Annotated in this window: 17 protein-coding genes and 1 tRNA gene; 1 reads left to right on the top strand and 17 read right to left on the bottom strand. The window is 59.5% G+C overall.

Annotated elements, in window-relative coordinates; all coding sequences use genetic code 11:
* Nucleotides 1-52: 52 nt before the first annotated feature.
* The 17 genes from NNA36_RS09450 to NNA36_RS09370 all read right to left on the bottom strand — a co-directional run bounded on the left by NNA36_RS09450 (nt 53) and on the right by NNA36_RS09370 (nt 18,212).
* Nucleotides 53-1,408, bottom strand: a complete 1,356-nt coding sequence (locus tag NNA36_RS09450) for an MmgE/PrpD family protein (protein ID WP_255106691.1) — start codon at nt 1,406-1,408, stop codon at nt 53-55.
* Nucleotides 1,409-1,545: 137 nt separating this feature from the next.
* A complete protein-coding gene (locus NNA36_RS09445; RefSeq protein WP_255106689.1) occupies nt 1,546-4,113 on the bottom strand; it encodes a calcium-binding protein in 2,568 nt (855 codons plus the stop codon).
* Between the two features lie 182 nt (nt 4,114-4,295).
* Nucleotides 4,296-7,598, bottom strand: a complete 3,303-nt coding sequence (locus NNA36_RS09440) for a calcium-binding protein (RefSeq protein ID WP_255106687.1) — start codon at nt 7,596-7,598, stop codon at nt 4,296-4,298.
* Nucleotides 7,599-7,971: 373 nt separating this feature from the next.
* Nucleotides 7,972-8,769, bottom strand: a complete 798-nt coding sequence (locus tag NNA36_RS09435) for a hypothetical protein (protein WP_255106685.1) — start codon at nt 8,767-8,769, stop codon at nt 7,972-7,974.
* 796 nt (nt 8,770-9,565) lie between these two features.
* Nucleotides 9,566-9,642: transfer RNA gene (locus NNA36_RS09430), tRNA-Arg, on the bottom strand.
* 55 nt (nt 9,643-9,697) lie between these two features.
* Entirely contained in the window at nt 9,698-10,918 is a 1,221-nt protein-coding gene (locus NNA36_RS09425; protein WP_255106683.1) for a cysteine desulfurase, read from the bottom strand.
* Nucleotides 10,918-11,499: a Yip1 family protein gene (locus NNA36_RS09420; protein ID WP_255106681.1), complete on the bottom strand. Its 582-nt coding sequence runs from the start codon at nt 11,497-11,499 to the stop codon at nt 10,918-10,920. The genes NNA36_RS09425 and NNA36_RS09420 overlap by 1 nt, the downstream gene beginning before the upstream one ends.
* On the bottom strand, nt 11,496-11,981 hold the full coding sequence (locus NNA36_RS09415; RefSeq protein WP_255106679.1) for a YIP1 family protein: 486 nt from the start codon (nt 11,979-11,981) through the stop codon (nt 11,496-11,498). Before NNA36_RS09415 ends, NNA36_RS09420 begins: the two co-directional genes overlap by 4 nt.
* Nucleotides 11,981-13,267: a SufD family Fe-S cluster assembly protein gene (locus tag NNA36_RS09410; RefSeq protein ID WP_255106677.1), complete on the bottom strand. Its 1,287-nt coding sequence runs from the start codon at nt 13,265-13,267 to the stop codon at nt 11,981-11,983. The genes NNA36_RS09415 and NNA36_RS09410 overlap by 1 nt, the downstream gene beginning before the upstream one ends.
* Entirely contained in the window at nt 13,267-14,022 is a 756-nt protein-coding gene (sufC, locus tag NNA36_RS09405; RefSeq protein ID WP_255106675.1) for a Fe-S cluster assembly ATPase SufC, read from the bottom strand. Before sufC ends, NNA36_RS09410 begins: the two co-directional genes overlap by 1 nt.
* A 43-nt stretch (nt 14,023-14,065) precedes the next feature.
* Entirely contained in the window at nt 14,066-14,380 is a 315-nt protein-coding gene (locus NNA36_RS09400) for a heavy metal-binding domain-containing protein (protein WP_255106673.1), read from the bottom strand.
* Between the two features lie 3 nt (nt 14,381-14,383).
* Nucleotides 14,384-14,584: a hypothetical protein gene (locus tag NNA36_RS09395; RefSeq protein WP_255106671.1), complete on the bottom strand. Its 201-nt coding sequence runs from the start codon at nt 14,582-14,584 to the stop codon at nt 14,384-14,386.
* Nucleotides 14,584-14,772 carry a hypothetical protein gene (locus tag NNA36_RS09390; RefSeq protein WP_255106669.1) on the bottom strand — a complete coding sequence of 63 codons (189 nt, stop codon included), beginning with the start codon at nt 14,770-14,772 and terminating at the stop codon, nt 14,584-14,586. The genes NNA36_RS09395 and NNA36_RS09390 overlap by 1 nt, the downstream gene beginning before the upstream one ends.
* Nucleotides 14,769-15,125 carry a hypothetical protein gene (locus NNA36_RS09385; RefSeq protein ID WP_255106667.1) on the bottom strand — a complete coding sequence of 119 codons (357 nt, stop codon included), beginning with the start codon at nt 15,123-15,125 and terminating at the stop codon, nt 14,769-14,771. The genes NNA36_RS09390 and NNA36_RS09385 overlap by 4 nt, the downstream gene beginning before the upstream one ends.
* Nucleotides 15,126-15,169: 44 nt before the next feature.
* A complete protein-coding gene (gene sufB / locus NNA36_RS09380) occupies nt 15,170-16,693 on the bottom strand; it encodes a Fe-S cluster assembly protein SufB (RefSeq protein ID WP_255106665.1) in 1,524 nt (507 codons plus the stop codon).
* 17 nt (nt 16,694-16,710) lie between these two features.
* On the bottom strand, nt 16,711-17,754 hold the full coding sequence (locus tag NNA36_RS09375; RefSeq protein ID WP_255106662.1) for a cysteine desulfurase family protein: 1,044 nt from the start codon (nt 17,752-17,754) through the stop codon (nt 16,711-16,713).
* Nucleotides 17,751-18,212 (bottom strand): Rrf2 family transcriptional regulator, encoded by a 462-nt coding sequence (locus tag NNA36_RS09370; RefSeq protein ID WP_255106661.1) that lies wholly within the window; start codon nt 18,210-18,212, stop codon nt 17,751-17,753. The genes NNA36_RS09375 and NNA36_RS09370 overlap by 4 nt, the downstream gene beginning before the upstream one ends.
* A 160-nt stretch (nt 18,213-18,372) precedes the next feature.
* Here NNA36_RS09370 and NNA36_RS09365 point away from each other — a divergent pair, with 160 nt between their 5' ends.
* Complete coding sequence (locus tag NNA36_RS09365) at nt 18,373-19,029, top strand: alpha/beta hydrolase (RefSeq protein WP_255106660.1); 657 nt, start codon at nt 18,373-18,375, stop codon at nt 19,027-19,029.
* The last annotated feature ends 1 nt before the right edge of the window (nt 19,030 follow it).

The raw sequence follows: 19,030 nt of genomic DNA, 5'->3' as shown, positions 1-19,030 counted from the left end.
AGGATGTATCTTTGATATATATCAATCTGTAGATATATCGTGTTTGGAATACTTATGTGGGGTTGGTGCAGAGCGTCATCAGGTAGGTCAGCTCGTCGGCATCGAGGCTGTCGAACCGTCCGCTGAGGGCTGCAATCTTGGACGCGCGGTCGTTGCCAAGTACCGGATCGGCGAGCCGGTGGTACTTGGTGATGATCTCGCTGTCGCTTAGGGGCATGTCTGCGTCCCCTCTCGGCGTGCGCGGGGCGTCTTCGATACGCTGACCGGACTTCAGGACAAGCGTGACCTGAGCCCACCGCTTTTCCGTGCTAATTGTTGTAAAATGATCATCATCGATCAGTTTTGCTGTCCTTGATAGCCTCAAAATGTCCGGATCGGACAAGGACTGCTCGCTCAACTCGTTTACACCGATCTGCCCACGCACCGCCATGGCCGCGACCGGAAAAGCGATGGAATAAGCGAATTCATCCTGCGTCATCGGCTCATGTCCGGCAAGACGCGTGGCATAGTGAAAAGTCTTGATCTCGATGCTGTCGATCATGTCATGGCTGAGGGCGTGCTCCTGCATCAGGTCATGCACGGCGTCGACCGACGGGTGCGACCAGCGGCAGCAGGGATAGGCCTTGTAGTGGGTGTGATCCACCACGCGCCAACCCTGCCCGAGGTCTTCCCAGAACGGCTCTGACCCCGGCCCTTCACAGGTCAGCGCAGGCGCGCCGGTAAAGCCGTCGGCAGCGAGATAGGCGGCGGTGACACCGGACGGCGCGCCCCACCCCACTCCATCGCGGACGTTGGTGGGAAAATCGATACAGCGCATCATCTGGCTGCGCGGGCCGTGGTATTCACCGATCCCGGCGGCGTGACGGATGATTTCGGGATCATTGCCGCACAGCATGCGCGCCCCCGCCGCCGCCACGCCGACAGCGGTCCAGGCGCCGGAAGTGTGGTAGTCGGCGCAGGTGGCGTGCTGGACAAGGCCCGCGCGGTAGCTGACTTCATAGGCAACGGCGAGGATTTCGGCAAAGCGGCGGCCGGTCAGCGCCCTGCCCTGCGAGGCTTCGGCCTGCGCCATGGCGATCGTGGCCGGAAAGATCGCCGAGCCCGCGTGGCCCTTGCAGGGCGTGGTGCCGTCATGGGCGTCGATGCTGTCGACGGTGAAGGCCCCGGCCATGGCTGCGCCTGCAGGGCTGGCCTCGCGCCCGTCCATCAGCATTTGGGCTGAGCCTGCCGTGCCCGCCCCGAACAGCGCAAGCGCGCCTTTGCGGGCGATGGCGGACATGGGGGTCGTGCTGCCGACGGCGGCAACGCCCATGGTATCCAGGAAGCTGCGCCGCAGGATGGCGAGCACCTCTTCGGGCAGGTCGTCGTAGGTCAGGCTGGCGGCGAAGTGATCGAAGGGAAGTGGCATGGTGGTGTCCGCAGTTGTGTTCCGGCCACGTGAGCGCATCTTGATGAGTCGGACAAGCCACCAAACCCGCCGCATTGCAGCAAAAAAGGCGGCCCGAATGCGGGGCCGCCCTGATGTTTTCCGGATTGGAAATCGCCTTAGAAGAACGCCAGATCGTCGATCAGATCACCCAGAGCCGTGATGCCATTCAGGCGAAGTGTGTTGCCACCGCCAAAGTCAAAGTCGATGTGGGTGCCGCTGCTGTCGTCCCCGTAGATGGTCAACACCTGCGCGATGGTCAGACCACCGCCCCAGAGCGCGCTTTCGTCAAGCAACAGCGTGTCGACGTCGTTGACAAAGCGGGTCACAACATCGTTTCCGGCCCCGAACATGAAGGTGTCGCTGCCCACGCTGCCGTTCAGGGTGTCATTGCCAGCGCCACCGTCGAGAGTGTCGTTGCCCGATCCGCCGGCGAGTTTGTCGTTGCCGAGACCACCGTTCAGCGTGTCATCGCCCTTGTCACCGAAAAGACGGTCATTGCCGGCGTCTCCGTTCACGAGGTCACGCCCGCGACCACCGCGGGCAATGTCGCCGAAGGAGCCACCGTTCAAGACATCCTGGCCGTCGTCACCAAGAAGCGAGTCACTTCCCACACCGCCGTTCAGCGTGTCAGAGTTGTTTCCGCCGTGCAGGGTGTCGGCACCGTCTCCACCATCGAGAAGATCAACACCATCGTCGCCGCGCAGGCTGTCTTTGCCCTTGCCGCCAAGCAAAGTGTCGTCACCACGCCAGCCGACAACGGTGTCATTTCCGATGCCTCCGTCGACCGAGTCATTGCCCTCTGCTCCGTCGGCCGAGTCATTGCCGTCGCCACCAAGAACCGTGTCGTCAGCATTGCCGCCCCAAAGGATGTCGTTGTGGTTACCGCCGCTCAGGAGATCCTGACCGTCGGCGCCATAGAGCATATCGTTTCCGTCCTGACCAAAGAGCTGGTTCGTCGTTCCGGCGTCGTGTTGGCTAAAGGCAAAGTGGCCGGCGTGCATCTGGTCATGGCCGGTGCCACCGCGCAGGATATCCGATCCCGCACCACCGTAAAGGACATCATCCCCGTCATTGCCATTGATCGTATCATTGTCATTGTTGCCAGAGATCGTGTCGTTGGAGGCACCCCCAAAAATCTTGTCGCGCCCGTCACCGCCAAACAGAAGATCGTTGCCTGCATCGCCCTGCAACCTGTCATCGCCAGAGGACCCGAACAGGTAATCGTTGCCATTACCACCGATCAGCAGGTCACGACCACGTCCACCGACAATGCGGTCGTTGTTGTCACCGCCATCAAGGGTGTCGTTACCGCGCAGGCCGTGCATCGCGTCTTCTCCGGCGCCGCCGTTCAGAGCCTCGGCCGCGTTGGTGCCAAGGATGGTGTCATTGCCCGCCGTTGCCGTCAGCAGGCCCGCCGCCGGTGCGAAGAACAGTTCGGTGTCGATGTTTGCGTTGCTATGGAACGAGGTTGGCAGGTCCATGATGGCCACAACCGACCCCGGTGTCGCGCCGTATCCCATGAGAACGAAGGTGTCCGAGAAGATGTTTCCGGCGCTGGTCCGGTCCATCTGCATGGTTACAGTGACGTGGAGATTGCCACCGATATTGGTGGACGTGATACCAAGCGGCGCGGTCGAGTTCGAATAGTGGCCGGTGCCCTGTTCGGTGATCGTGGCCCAGTTGTTCCACTTGGTGACACTGCCACCATCAAGGAACAGAATGCGTTCACCGATTTCGTAGTCGAGGATCGCGCTGCCATCAAATTCGCCATGTTGCGCGGCAAAGGTATCTTTTCCAGTGCCGCCGGTCATGTTGGTGACGCCAAAACCGGACTGGATGAAATCGTCACCGGAACCGCCATCGAGCACACCTGTGAAAGGTCCGCCACCAAGACCACCGTGGATGGTGTCGTTGCCAGCCCCACCCTTGATCGTGTCGTTGCCCCACCCACCGTCAAGGCTGTCGTTTCCGTCTCCCCCTTCAATGGAGTCGTCACCGTGGCCGCCGGAAATGCTGTCGTTTTCCGTACCTCCGATAAGGGTGTCATTGCCATTGCCGCCGATAAGCGTGTCGTTGCCAATTCCACCATAGAACAGGTCGTTGCCTTCGCGTCCTATGATAGCATCGTTCCCCGCTCTCCCCCACGCGGTGATCGGAGATATCGAAGAGAACTGGCTGAAATCGAGTATATCCGCTCCTGAGCCACCGAAGATCGTATCAATGTTGTTGCGGATATAGTCGGGGAGAAGAGCCACATTGACGGGTGCAAAGACCGGAGCGAAGTCGACCGTCAGAGGCTCTGATCCAAACACGAAGTTCAAATGGCCGGAGTCGCCAACGGTATATTCCTGCGTCAACCCGGTTTCGAAGGTACCTGCATCGATAAAGGCGTTGGTGATCTGCACATGGGTTGCGCCGAACGCGTCGAAAAAATCGATGGTATTGATCGTGCCCGAGTCCGGGTTGATGCCTCCAATTTCGGAAGGCCCGTCCATAAAAAGCCCGCCCCCGGTAAACACGGTTACAAAAGACGTGAAAGCGTGCGACCAGATATAGCTAAAGCCCGGAATAGTGGGGGAGAATATGCCTTCGAGCGGGGCACCGGGGTTAATCGGATCTGCGGTAAAGGCCGCGTCCATGAAGTTGTAGGTCCACGGTGTAAAAAAGTTAAACCTGATGATCATCGAAATCCCCCTTCATCAATTCCGGGTGCGTCCTATCCCCTTTGGGGTCGCGCGGGGCACCTTGAAATCGCTTGTCGTAAATCCCCGGCGCGCCTGGTTCACGCGCCGGGTTCGTTTTCGCATCGTCCCACGTGGTTAGCACGTGAAGCGATTTCTGTCACCGCCTAGAATTTGGGCAAGGGTCAGACGATGATCAGGTCCTGATCAAGGAAGTTGGTGCGGGTCACGCCGTCAAAGGTGATGGTGTTGCCGTTGCCGAAATCAAAGATCACCGTGCCGGTGATGTCATCAGCGTAGGTGTCGACCACCTGCTGCGCCGTCAGACCACCGCCCCAGAGCGCATCATCGAGGGTAAAGTTGTCGAGGCCCTTCTTGTAGTCGGTGATGCGGTCGGCCTCGAACGCGGTACCGAGGAAGACGAAACTGTCGGCGCCCTTGTTGCCGGTCAGCACGTCATTGCCGCCGCCCGCCTGAATGGTGTCGGCCCCCTTGCCGCCTTTGACGGTATCGGCCTGGGCCGCGCCCATGGTCAGGGTGTCGAGCCAGAGGTCGTTGCCATCGCCAAGGGTGGCGTTGTCCTTGCCGTCACCACCGGCAACCGTGTCGCCGCCACGGCCGCCAAACAGCACGTCACCCTGATCGCCGCCATAGATCCTGTCGAACCCGTCGCCCCCGGCGATGCGGTCCGAACCGGCCTGACCATAAAGAACGTCATTGCCGCCACCGCCGGTGATGGTGTCGTTGCCGCCCTGCCCGTAGACCGTGTCACGCCCCGTCGCGCCGGCCTCGGCGACGTCGGTGAAGAGATCGTTGCCGCCACCCATGCGCACGAGATCGGCACCCTCGCCCGCGTCGACTGTATCGTTGCCGCCATGGGTGTTGATGGTGTCGTCGCCCGCGCCGCCAAGGGCGCTGTCGTCTCCGGCATTGCCTTGCAACAGGTCATTGCCCGCGCCGCCGTCAAGCGTGTCGCCCAGTGCGCCGCCCTTCAACAGATCGTTGCCATCCCCGCCGGAAAGGCTGTCTGCGCCGTTGGCCCCGTCAAGCGTGTCGTTGCCATCGCCGCCGTTCAATTCATCCGCCCCGCCAAAGCCCTTGAGGGTGTCGTTGCCGCCATCCCCGTTCAGGGTGTCATTGCCCGCGCCGCCATCTGCAAAATCATCGCCGTTGTCGCCGTTGAAGGTGTCATCCCCACCCAAAAGCGCAATGGTGTCATCGCGGTCGGTGCCGTTCACGAAATCATCACCGGCGGTCGGCCCCGGCGGCAGATCACCGCCCTGGATGCGGATCGCCTGGATCGAGCTTTGCGAGCTGAACTGCACGTTGGTGTCATCGGTAAAGACAAGCAGCGCGGTCTTGTTGTCGATGACCTGAAGGTCGACACCGAACTGATCATCGTCGGTGTTCACGCTTGCGGTGCGGCTTTCGGTGACAATCACCCCGTCCAGCGTATAGACGCCATAGCGCACGTCCTTGCCGTCGTTGGCGGTGTTGACGGTATAGGCCAGTACCAGCTGCCCGTTCGGCAGCACCACCATGTCAAAGGCCTGATCCTGGCTGATGGTGGCCACGTCGGGCAGCGTTCCGTCATCGGTTGACTGGCTGTGCAGCTGGAGCGGGCCGCCGTCCGTGGCCCCGGCGGCGGTGAACTTCTGCATCATGAAGGTGTTGTCGGCGGTGAAGTAGACAACGACGAACCCGCCATCGGGATTTTCGGAAACGCGCACTGGCGACCAGTTGTTGATTTCACCCAGTTCGGTCGGGCCGGAAATCGAGGTGCCGGCGGCATTGTAAAGCTGCACGGTCAGGTGGTTCTCGAAGGGCGTGCTGCGCTGGTCGCTGTTCCAGACTGTCACAAGCGTGCCGTTCGACAGGACCGTGGCATCGGCGGCCTGTGCGGCCTCGAGCGTGGGTTGCGGAATGAACGCAGTGCCCTGCGCGGTGCCCGCGTTGTTGAAAAACTGCCCCGTCAGCAGATCATCCGCCGCGCCCTCGTTGTCGGTAAATGAGACGAAGAAACCGGTGCTGGTGGCGTGCACCTCGATCTCTTCGCTCTGGCCCGCGTGTATGGTGAATTCCGAGGTCACAATGCTGCCGTCAGGCGCGTAGATACGGGCCAGCACGTGATCGCTGAAGTTCTGGTAGATGACGGCGAAGTTGCCATCCGACAGAGCCGCCACAGAGAGGTTGTCGGCACCCGAGATGATGGCAAGATCGGTGACGCTGTCGTCGGAGAGGTCGACCTTTTGCACATAGCCCGTCAGGTTGGTGTGGTCATAGACCACGATCGCGCTGCCGTCGTTCAGGATCGCCAGTTCGCCGTCCTGCGCCAACTCGCCGTTGAAGGCGCGCGAGACGGTGAATTCTTCGCCTGTGGTGCCTGCCGCGTTGGGGTCGATCATCTGGTAGACTTCGCCCTCGGGATCCTGATCGATGCGGAAGACGGATCCGTCGGTGGTGACATAAAGGTATTCGCTGTCACGCGGTGAAATGCCGGTCTGGGTATATTCGTCAAAGGCGGTTCCGGTTTCGTCGAAGAAGACCACGTGCTGGGCGTTGGTCGGGGTAAAACCGGTTTCGGTGCCATAGGTCAGCGCCACTTCGCCATTGGCCAGAGCAAAGAGCGACACCCAGTCCTGCGCGCCAGCGTAGTTGTCGACATTGACAAGCTGTTCGGCCACGGCGGTGGTGCCATCGGCGTTCAGGATCTTGAGGTAGACCGCGCTTTCCGAGGTGTCGGGGTCACCGCCGGAGGTCTTGTCGGTGGACCAAGCCACCGCGATGCGGCCATCGCTCAGGACCACGGTGTCGATATGGCCGTGCCCCGTGGCAAGAACGTGGATGCCTTCGTGGATGGTGAAGGTCGTCCCGTCCAGCGCGAGATTTGTATCGAAGAACTGGCCGCGCACTTCAGCCTCGGACGCGCCGTTGCGCACGAGATAGGTCATCAGGTAACCGCCAGCGACCTCGACGACATTGCCGCCGCTCACGGATTCAAAACCGCCGCTGGGATCGGTGTTGACGCGGACCGCCTCGGATCCGTCCTGATTGAGCTTCAGAAGCCACTTGCCGGAGGTGTAGAGAATGCTGCCATCGGCCTGCAACAACAGCTTCTCGGCGGGCGTTGCGAGATAGTCGGTGGCGCCGGGTGTGATCAGGGTCGCCGGTCCAAGGAGGCTGCCGGTGGCGGAAATCTCGACGCGGTAGATGTCGGTCTGGAAGAAACCGCCGAGCGAGCCGCCAAAGGCCACCGAGAACCCGCCGTCATCGCGCTGGAACACACCGCGGATCTGAATATCGGCGCTGGGATCATCATAGGGCGTGCCGGTGGCAAACCGCAAAGGCCCGGCCAGCACAGGCGTGCCGTCGGTGCCGTAGATCATCAGGCTCGGGACAAAAAAGCTGTTTACGGGTTCGCGGGTTTCACCGATGGAAACGACATAACCTTGTGGCAGGGTGAACAGCGGTTTCTGGATGGGGGACATGAATGACTCCGTACAATCTCGCAGGCGGAATGGGTTAGTGAACTCAAAAACAGGCAAGAGCCGCAAAAATTCACGCGGTTGCTTGACCTGACATACCAGTACAATTTGGCCGCCATTGAGCCCCATTGCCTGCCCCAAGGTCAAGCTTTGGCTCAGGGAAAGGGGCGAAATGCACGCAATGATTGTGCGATAGGCACCGCCGGATTGCCGCTAGTCGTTGGACTGCGGGTTAGCCGGTTTCACAGGGTCAGTAAAACACCATTCCCGGAACACCACTGGTGTAAACCAAGCCTATCAAATGGCACCTCTCCACAAAACGGGCACCGTCACCACTACACCGTGCGATCGACGGGGTAGCCGCAAGTTCCTCTGGTCATGCTTTTCGACGACTGAGCCAGATGAGTGGTGCAAGCAGAAACGAATATTGACGCTTGCTAAAACGCTCCACCCCAAGCGCCGTTGCAATATAATTGGCTTCAACTTGGTATTTGCCGAGCCGTTTATTTTTTTTGCCCGACTTGGGCACTGCTGTTTTACGAAGCGCAGCAAGCTTTTCTTCCGGCAATATTTCTTCAAAGAGTGCCATGCCAATGGTGTCTCGAACAAAATCCTCAAAGCGTAGCACTATGTGAGCACCAGAAGTATGCTGCTTAAAGCGATCCTCAAATCGATAGTAGTCCAAAACAAAGATATAATTACAAAGATTTGCCGAGATATACAGGCAGCCTCGCTTTGCGGCCCATTGTTTCAATTTGTCCAAACGCAATGTGACACCGTGCTTGCTCATCTCTGCGTACAAAGAGTGCAACAATTCGTCTTGATCCCTCGTGACAACCACCCAAGCTACTGATTCAAAGCCTGTTTTGTATGCAGCTGATTCAATATCGGCTGCTAGAGAAACATCAACAATACAGTTCTCAAAGTCTTCTCCACTCAGTAGCACGGTATGGCACAGGCCTCGGGCTTCAGCGTAAGCGCGATCAAGATACTCCTGAATGCTGCTCATCCCGTTTTCTTGAATGTCGTGTATCAAGAAGCTGTGCTGGTAATTGTCCTTATAGGGTGGGTAATGAATGCCGACGTCCAAGAGTGTTGATCGATTATCGCAGCAAAAGTTTTGGAAGCTTGTAGTTCCGGTCTTGTGAAGGCCGCAATGAATTACGAGTTTCATGATCTTACTTCCTTGTTGACGCGAAAGCGCTGAGCGAGATTGATACCCCCTATGGTCAAGAAAGGGCTTTCCCCAGTAGTTTCGGCAACTGGGTCAGTTCAATAGGGCGCGAGTGCTCGAAGCCGGAGTTTGCAACCAAGGCTTTAATAGCCGATTTGTGACAGACGTAAATGTCGAAGTTCTTCATCAAGCGCTGCGCAAGCGAGTTCAAAAACTTCCTCTCAATCGGTCCATGTTTTGCGTGGAAGTCGTTGCCGCTATGACCTTGGTTACGGCGACACAATATCTTCCAGATGGCGAGTATCGGTTTTGAAAGTGGTTTCAGATACTAAATACGCCGCGCTAAGGTTGCGCTACAATTTAATAAATAAAAACAGATACCTATCCACGTCAGAAAATTCACTGACGCTGAAGACAGCGCGGGCGTCTGGCCGGAATTTCTTCGGATCTGGGTTCGTTACAGCTACGACAAGGCGCAGGCATGAAGCTGCTTTTCTTCGGTTCTCTGTGATTGAAGCTTCATATCGGCCTCGGTGGTTGTTTGATATTGTGTACGGCGTTGAGGGTTTGCCCTCACAGAGCGTGCAGCGATCCCCGAAAGGCACAGGTCGCCACCCCACCAAGTCGGCGCATGGATCGGCAACGAATACCTTGCAGAGATCACCCACTACACGCGGAATGCAAACAAGCGGATTCTCGTTTCGAGAACAGAACAAGACCAGAACCGTGGAAACTCGCCTCGCCTAGTTTCCATAATCGCAAAAAAACCAATTAGATCAAAGTCGTTTTGGAGAAGTGGCGCACCTTAGAGGATTCGAACCTCTGGCCTCTGCCTTCGGAGGGCAGCGCTCTATCCAGCTGAGCTAAAGGTGCGCGTGTTGCGGGGTATAGCCAGACTGGCGACGCCCCGCAATCGGGAAAATGGCAATCAACCGAACAATTCGTGGGCCAGTTCCAGTGCTTCGACCAGCGTGTCGACCTCTTCGGTGGTGTTGTAGAGGCCGAAGGAGGCGCGGCAGGTGGCGGTGACGCCGAGGTGATCCATCAGCGGGCCGGCACAGTGGTGGCCAGCGCGCACGGCAACGCCCTTCTTGTCGAGGATGGTCGAGATGTCATGCGCGTGCCCTGCCCCGTCCAGCGTGAACGAGAAGATCGCGGCCTTGTCGGGCGTGGTGCCCTGTACCTGCATCCAGTTGAGGCCGTTGAATTTCTGCATGGCATAGTCGCGCAGTCCCGCCTCGTGTTTGGCGACATTATCCATGCCCAGTTCCATCAGGTACTCAAGCGCGACGCCGAGGCCGATGGTCTGCACGATGCCGGGGGTGCCTGCCTCGAACTTCATCGGTGGATCGTTGTAGATCACCGCCTCTTTCGAGACTTCCTTGATCATGTCGCCGCCCCCGATGAAGGGCTGCATTTCGGCCATGCGTTCGGCCTTGCAGTAGATCGCGCCCGAGCCGGACGGCCCATAGAGCTTGTGGCCGGTGATAGCGTAAAAGTCGCAGCCGATGTCCTGAACATCCACAGGCGCGTGGACCGAGCCCTGCGAGCCGTCCACCAGAACCGGCACGTCCTGCGCATGGGCGGCTTCGGTGATGGTTTTCACATCGACCATGGTGCCAAGGACGTTGGAACACTGGGTCACGGCGATCAGCTTGGTCTTGGGGGTGATGGCGTCGATCACCGCCTGCGGATCAAGCGCGCCGGTGGAATCCACGTCGACCCATTTGATGACCACGCCCTGACGTTCGCGCAGGAAGTGCCAGGGCACGATGTTTGCATGGTGCTCCATCACCGACAGGATAATCTCGTCGCCCGCCTGCATGCGCGGCATGGCCCAGCCGTAGGCCACCATGTTGATGCCCTCGGTGGTGCCCGAATTCAGCACGATCTCGTCTTCGCTGGCGGCGTTGAGGAACCTCGCGATGATCCCGCGCACGGCCTCGTACTTGTCGGTCGCGAGGTTCGACAGATAGTGCAGACCGCGGTGCACATTGGCGTATTCATTGGCATAGGCATTGGTGACCGCGTCGATCACCACCTGCGGCTTCTGGGCCGAGGCTCCATTGTCGAGATAGACCAGCGGCTTGCCGTTCACCTCGCGCGAGAGGATCGGGAAATCGGCACGGATCTTTGCCACGTCATACATCAGTTAATTCCTATTGCGGTGACGCCCATGAAAGACAGGAACACGGACATACCCATGATCATGCCGACAACCGTCAGGGCCAGTGTGAAGACAGACGCGCCGATGCTGGGCAAGCCATGCGCGACCTTGATGAAGTTCAAAAGCACCCAGATCGCGTAGAGCTTGATGCCGAGAGAGATGAGGCTTGAAAACAGCGGCATCAGGAACAGCAGGAGGACCGAAAGGATATCACCCGCCACCAATGCCAGCATCAGCCAGGCAATCACCGAAACCAGCGTTGTCAATTGGCCGGTGCCCCCGACAATCTTGCCACACCAGAACAGACCGAAGACCAGGATCACGTTGAAAGACAACGCGAGTGTCAGGAAAATGAACGGGCCCTGGATCACCGGGATCGGAAAATCCGGTGGCACCGGGAACAGGGCCAGGTTCAGGTAGTAGAGGAAAGTGTTCAGGATCGCACCAAGCGCAAGGGCGCTCCAGCCATCTTCGCGGCTGAGGTTCATGGCCGCTATGCGCTGAGCTGCGGCGCTCGGGTTCTTGACGGTCAGAACCAGCAGATCAATCAGGAACGCCATCATGCTTCAACCCTGCCCGCCTGCCGGAGGCCGGCTGTCCAGAACCAGAGGAAAAAGCCGAACCAGATCGCGCCAACAAGGGTTTGCTGGACGCTTGGCCCGATAAAACCCGCCACCAGCCCGTTCAGCAGCACCAGCGGAGATGCCGCAAGCAAGGCCCAGAACAGCGCAACGCGGCTGCCATAGCCGCCGCCCTTCCAACCGAACATCTTGAGGATTACGCCAACCACGGTGGCAAGGATGTAGAACACCAGCGGCGCGATGAAGATCCACGCCATCAGCGACCCGCCCATCAACGGATTGAGCTCCTGCCCCTCAAGGTGGGCAATGCGGGCGTTCTGGGGCCAGGTCGAGACAAAGAAGATCACGCAGGCGGCCATCAGGATCACCAACGTGCGGTCTTCGCGCTGTCCCATGGCAAGATGACGGGCCACCACCTTGTGGGGCCCGCCATAAGTTGCCGCAATATCGCGGAGGACCGACATCAGGCCTGACGTCTCCGGGTCAGCCAGCCTTCGAGACGGTCGATGATTTCAGCCGCGAGCTCCTCGTCCTCGATCTCTTCCACCGCTTCGGCAAGGAAGGCGAGTGTCAGGAGGTCGGTCGCGATGTCCTTGGGCACGCCGCGGGCGCGCAGGTAGAACAGGCCCTCTTCGTCGATCGCACCCGAGGTCGAGCCGTGCGAACAGGCCACGTCATCAGCATAGATCTCGAGTTCCGGCTTGGCGAGGAACTGGCTGTCGTCATCCAGAAGCAGCGATTGGCTGATCTGGTAGCCGTCGGTCTTCTGGGCACCGGGCTGAACAAGGATCTTGCCCTGGAACACGCCGGTCGCGCCGTTGCGCAGCACCTTCTTGAACACCTGGCGGCTTTCGCAGTTCACTGCGTCATGCGTGATGAAAACGGTGTCGTCGTGGTGGAAATCACCGTCACCGACACAGGCCCCTGCCACGTGGGCAATGGCATCGTCGCCGGTCAGGGTCATGACGCATTCGTTGCGGGTCATGACGCCGTTCACGGTGAGGGTGAAGGATTTGAACACCGACTCGGTGCCGAGACGCGCGAACATGTGGGTCATGGCGCGACGCTCGTGATCGCGGCCCTGCGCACGGACGTGGTGCAGCTTGCCGCCATCGGCGATGTCGATCTCCATGCACTTGTTGAAGCGCGCAGCCGCCGGACCGTTTTCAAGAATGGTTGCCTCTGCCCCGCTCTCGACGCGGACAACGTGGTGCAGGAACACATCCGAGTCGTCGGCTTCGTGGGTGTAGATCAGGCTGATCGGCTTGGACGGTTTGCCGGTCACGCGGATGGTTACGCCATCACCGGCATAGGCGGTGTTGAGCGCGGCCAGCGGGCGCTGAACCGGATCGTGGCCGGTGGCTTCCAACGTGCCGTAGAGGTCTTCTGCCCAGTGGTCATCTTTGCAGCAGACATCTTCCAAACGGTCGATCTGAACCCCTTCGAGGCTCAGGTCATCGGACAGCTCGGCGCTGAAGACACCATCAACGAACCAGATCTTCAGACGATCCACATCGTGGAACATCAGCGGTTCATCCGCTTCCAGAACCGACGCCTTGGGCGCTTCGGGCTGAACCAGCGTGTCAGGGCGGGTGTATTTCCAGTACTCGTCGCGACGATGCGGCAGGCCCATCGAACGGACACGGCCAAGGGCGGCTTCGCGCGCCTCCTTGGTGCATCCGACGTCGGGCAACACCATGGCGCCAAGACGCGCCTCGGTGGCCGACACTTTCAGATCATCCAGAGCCATTATGCCATCTCCGCGAGGATGTCGGCATAGCCGTTGTTTTCAACTTCGAGCGCCAGCTCGGGGCCACCGGTTTTCACGATGCGGCCGTCTGCCATGATGTGCACCACGTCGGGTTTGATGTGGTCCAGCAGGCGCTGGTAGTGGGTGATGACAAGGAAGCTGCGGCCCGCATCACGCAGGGCGTTCACACCTTCGGACACCAGCTTCATGGCGTCCACGTCGAGACCGGAGTCGGTTTCGTCAAGGATGCACATCTTCGGCTCGAGCATCGCCATCTGGAGGATCTCGTTGCGCTTTTTCTCACCGCCGGAGAAGCCGACATTGACCGGACGCTTGAGCATATCCGCGTCGATCTTGAGGTTCTTGGCCTCGGCGCGCACCACCTTGAGGAATTCGGCGGCCGACATTTCGTCCTGACCACGTGCCTTGCGCTGTGCGTTCACGGCGGTGCGCAGAAAGGTCATGTTGCTGACGCCGGGAATTTCCACCGGGTACTGGAACGCAAGGAACAGGCCGGCTGCGGCGCGTTCTTCGGCTTCCAGTTCAAGCAGGTCTTCGCCATCAAGGGTGGCTTCGCCCTCGGTCACTTCGTATCCGTCGCGGCCCGACAGAACATAGGACAGCGTCGATTTGCCGGACCCGTTCGGACCCATGATCGCATGTACCTTGCCCGCTTCCACGGTCAGGTCCACGCCTTTGAGGATCTGCTTTTCCTCTTCTTCAAGTTTGACCTTCAGGCCTTTGATTTCCAGCATCTTTTCTTCCTTCGCGTATCCTGTGGCCAAGCGGCCCCTGTCCTTAGTCCAGCACCACTGCGGTGCCCGAAGCCGAGACCATCAGCATCGACTGGCCTACAACTTCGTAATCGAGATCGACGCCGACAACGGCATCTGCGCCCACGGCGGTGGCGCGTTGTTGGAGTTCTGCAAGCGCGGTGTCGCGGGCGTCCTGCAGTTTGCTTTCATAGGCGCCCGAACGGCCGCCCACGATATCGGTGATCGAGGCAAAGACATCGCGCACCACGTTGGCACCCATGATGGCCTCGCCAACAACGATGCCGCGGTAGTCGATGATCTTACGTCCTTCGACGCTCGGTGTGGTTGTCACGATCATGTCTTATCCTCCGATATACTTGATCAGCATCATCACGCTCATGGCGACCATCCCGGCGACAGCAGAGGTCACCAGCACGGAGCCGCCAATCAGCCCCTCGGTCTTTCCAGACCGCTTGCGAATACCGAACCCCACCATCGAGCCAAATGCGATGCCCGCGCCAACGCCGACGGATTGCTGCATCAACTGGTTGATCGTTTCCATCAGTGACGGCTCCTGCGGATGATTGTGAGGATGATCCGGGCAGCGGCCCAGCCGGCGATGGCGCCGAGACCGATGCCAAGAACCGGATTGATGAAGTCGAACTTGTTGAGGTTGACCCAGATCACGCCCAGCAGCCCGCCCAGAACGGGCAGCCCAAAGGGAATGAAGCTTTCGAGTTTGCGGCTCATGCCCGCTCCTCCTTTGCCTTGCGCGCTTTCATCTCTGCAATCTGGCGCTGCGTTTCCGCTTCGCGATTGCGGGCCAGATCCCGATGGTGTTCATCAAGTTCATGGTGCTTGGCGGCGACATGACGACCAAGAACCACCTTGAAGAGGATCGCCATCAAGCCAGCCCCCAGAACCGAGCCCAGAAACGGGTGCATCAGGCCAGTAGCTGCGGCGAGAACGAACCCGAAAGCCGCCCCGATCAGACCACTCGTGAAAGCCAGACGGCCCAGAATTTGCGCACTGAAATAGTGCGCAAAGAAAGCACGCGCGACGCGCGGTTCGCTTTCTGGTGTTCTGGTCGGGAAATCATTCATGATCGACACGCCTCTGGCGGTTATGGCCTCCGGGACGGACGCCGTTACCCCACCGACCCTTCCAGCGAGATCGCAACAAGCTGTTGTGCTTCCATGGCGAATTCCATCGGCAGTGCCTGAAGCACTTCCTTGGCAAAGCCGTTCACGATCAGCGCCACGGCTTCTTCCTCGTCCATGCCGCGTTGCAGGCAGTAGAACATCTGGTCATCATCCACCTTCGAGGTTGTCGCCTCGTGTTCCACGCGGCTCGAGTTGTTCTTGACCTCGATGTAAGGCACCGTGTGGGCCCCGCATTTGTCGCCGATCAACAAAGAGTCACATTGCGTGTAGTTGCGCGAGTTTTTCGCCTTGGGGTGCATCGAGACCTGACCACGGTAGGTGTTCTGCGCATAGCCTGCCGAAATCCCCTTGGAGACGATGCGGCTCTTGGTGTTGCGGCCAAGGTGGATCATCTTGGTGCCGGTGTCGGCCTGCTGCATGTTGTTGGTGATCGCGATCGAGTAGAACTCGCCCTGGCTGTCATTGCCGCGCAGGATGCACGACGGGTATTTCCAGGTCACCGCAGAACCGGTTTCCACCTGCGTCCACATCACCTTGGAGCGGTCGCCCCGGCAATCGGCGCGTTTGGTCACGAAGTTGTAGATGCCGCCCTTGCCTTCTTCGTCGCCCGGATACCAGTTCTGGACGGTCGAGTATTTCACTTCGGCATCTTCCTCGATGATGATTTCCACCACAGCTGCGTGCAGCTGCGAGGTGTCGCGTTGCGGGGCGGTACAGCCTTCGAGGTAGGACACGTAAGAGCCCTTGTCGGCGATGATCAGGGTGCGTTCGAACTGACCTGTGTTTTCAGCATTGATGCGGAAATAGGTCGAGAGTTCCATCGGGCAGCGCACGCCCGGCGGCACATAGACGAAGGAGCCGTCCGAGAACACGGCCGAGTTCAGCGTGGCATAGAAGTTGTCGGAGACCGGCACGACCGAGCCGAGGTACTTTTTGACCAGCTCGGGGTGTTCCTTGATCGCCTCGGAGATCGAGCAGAAGATCACGCCCGCCTCTTTCAGTTCTTTCTGGAAGGTGGTGCCAACCGAAACCGAGTCGAACACGGCGTCGACGGCAACCTTGCGGCCTTCTGCCGGGGTTTCGTCTGCACCTTCGACACCGGCAAGGATCATCTGTTCCTTGAGCGGGATGCCCAGTTTCTCATAGGTGGCGAGCAGCTTGGGATCGACCTCGTCAAGCGACTTGGGCTTTTCTTCCATGCTTTTGGGACGGGCATAGTAGTACTGGTCCTGGAAATCGACTTCCGGATAGTCGAGCATCGCCCAGTCGGGCTCTTCCTTTTCGAGCCAGCGACGGTAGGCCTCGAGACGCCATTCGGTCATCCATTCCGGCTCTTCGTTCTTGTCCGAGATCAGGCGCACGATGTCTTCGGTCAGCCCTTTCGGGGCGTATTCCATCTCGATCTCGGTTTCCCAGCCGTACTTGTACTTGCCGCCAACCTCGCGAACCGCATCAACCGTTTCCTGATCGACGCCTTCCTTGACCTGTGTCTGTTCCAGACTTGCCATGTAATTCTCCTGTTCGCTCACGCCGCACGGGCGCGGTGTTTCCTGTACCGGGTCAGCCACGCATCCGCGAAACCCAGCACGTCCTGTTCCGTTGTTTCGGGCCCCAGAGAGACCCGGATCGCCCCTGCGGCGACCTCGTCTTCGTATCCCATTGCCTTGAGCACGCGACTGGCGCGCACCTTGCCGGACGAACAGGCAGAGCCTGCGGAAATCGCATAGCCTGCGAGGTCCATCTGCATCACCTGTGTCTCTCCCTTCCAGCCCGGCGTGGCCAGGCAGAGGGTGTTGGGAAGGCGTTTCGCCCCTTTCCCGACAAAAATGGTATCTTTGGCGTCTACGGCAAGGGTCTCTTCCAGCAAATCGCGCAGATTTGCAACCCGATCCCAGACGCCATCGGCCAGATCGCGCGCTGCTGCCGTTGCGGCGGCCGCAAAGCCTGCAGCGCCAATCACGTTTTCGGTGCCGGACCGGCGGCCCATTTCCTGACCGCCGCCCTTGATCATGGCCTGCACGTCGGTGCCGCGCTTGACGACAAGGGCGCCAATCCCCTTGGGGCCGCCCAGTTTGTGCGCCGAAATCAGAGCCATCTGGCAACCAGCCCAGTTGAAGGCAACCGGCAGCTTGCCAAAGGCCTGTGTCATGTCGCTGACGGCAAGTCCCTCGGGCAGCGTCTGTATCACGCCGGTTTCCGAATTGGCGGCCTGAAGCGTCGTGCGTTCCGGTGCCGTGACTGAGACGATCCCATTGCCATCAACTGCAAGATCAGACGTCACCCAGGCCCCCACCGCGTCGTGTTCGATGTCACCTGCATGAAGATCACGCCCCGCCAGTGCCAGCGCGGCGGCCTCGGTGGCCGTGGCGGTGAAGATCACGTCGGCACCATCGGCACCAAAGGCGGTGGCGATGTCGCCCCGCGCGCGCTCCAGAACGCCCTTGGCGGCGCGTCCTTCCGCATGGACCGAAGACGGGTTGCCGACCACGTCCATCGCATCAATCATCGCCGCCCGCGCCTCGGGGCGCAGCGGTGTTGTTGCATTATGATCGAGGTAGACGCGGTTCATTCAGCGTCGACCACGGCAAAGATGTTGGGAATGGCCGGACACGGGGCCAGCTCGTTTTCAACCACGTCCGACAGACGGGTCTGATGCAGGAAGACATAGACGTTGGCCGACAGACCCTCCCAGAGGCGGTTTGCCATCGACTGCGCACGCGATCCCGAAACCGCGCCAGTGGCACCGGCACCGGTGTGAAGCGCGGAGACGGTTTCATCCACCGCCGCTAGCACGTCGACAATGCGAATGTCCGAGGTGGACTTGGCAAGACGGTAGCCACCACCCGGCCCGCGCACCGAGTCAACCATGCCAGCACGACGCAGTTTCACGAAAAGCTGTTCCAGATAGGGCAGCGAAATGTCCTGTCGCTGGGAAATGTCGGAAAGCGTCACCAGCGTATCGCTGGGCTGAAGGGCGATATCGACCAGTGCGACAACAGCATAGCGGCCTTTCGTCGACAGTTTCATCCTGTTCCTCCAGCGAATAGATTGACGTCGCGCGCCACAGGGCATACATCCCTAGCAGCGCTGTCGGATTAGCCCGACGATAAGTTAGAACCGTTCTAAGGTGCCCGAGGAAATTCGTCAAGAATATACTTCGGCACATGTTCAAAAGACAGGGAGCCCCATGCCCGAGGTCATTTTTCCCGGACCCGAAGGCCGTCTCGAAGGCCGTTACCACCCGCAAAAAGAAAAAGACGCCCCGATCGCGATTGTGCTGCATCCGCATCCACAGTTCGGCGGCACGATGAACAACAAAGTGGTCTATAACCTCCACTATGCGTTCTACAACATGGGCTTCACCGTCCTTCGCTTCAATTTCCGCGGCGTTGGCCGCAGCCAGGGCGAATATGACCAGGGGGTTGGTGAACTTTCCGATGCGGCTTCGGCGCTGGATTATCTCCAGTCGATGAACTCGAACTCCAAGCACTGCTGGGTTGCAGGCTTTTCGTTCGGCGCGTGGATCGGCATGCAGCTTCTGATGCGTCGCCCCGAGATCACCGGCTTTATCTCGGTCGCCCCGCCGGCCAACATGTACGACTTTTCGTTCCTGGCGCCCTGCCCGTCTTCGGGCCTGATCATCAACGGCACCAATGACCGTGTTGCCCCGCCCGCCGATACCGAGGCGCTGGTTGGCAAGCTGCACGAGCAGAAAGGCATCACGATCACCCACGAACAGATCGACGGTGCGGGCCACTTCTTTGAAACCGAAGACTATATGAACACGATGGTTGGCAACGTGACCGATTACGTGAAGCGCCGTCTGACCGAGAACACCCGCTAAG

It is taken from the genome of Shimia sp. CNT1-13L.2 (genome assembly GCF_024331145.1).
Lineage (GTDB): Bacteria > Pseudomonadota > Alphaproteobacteria > Rhodobacterales > Rhodobacteraceae > Shimia.
Note: the sequence above shows the minus strand (reverse complement) of the source record. Positions and strands in the feature narration are given on the sequence as shown.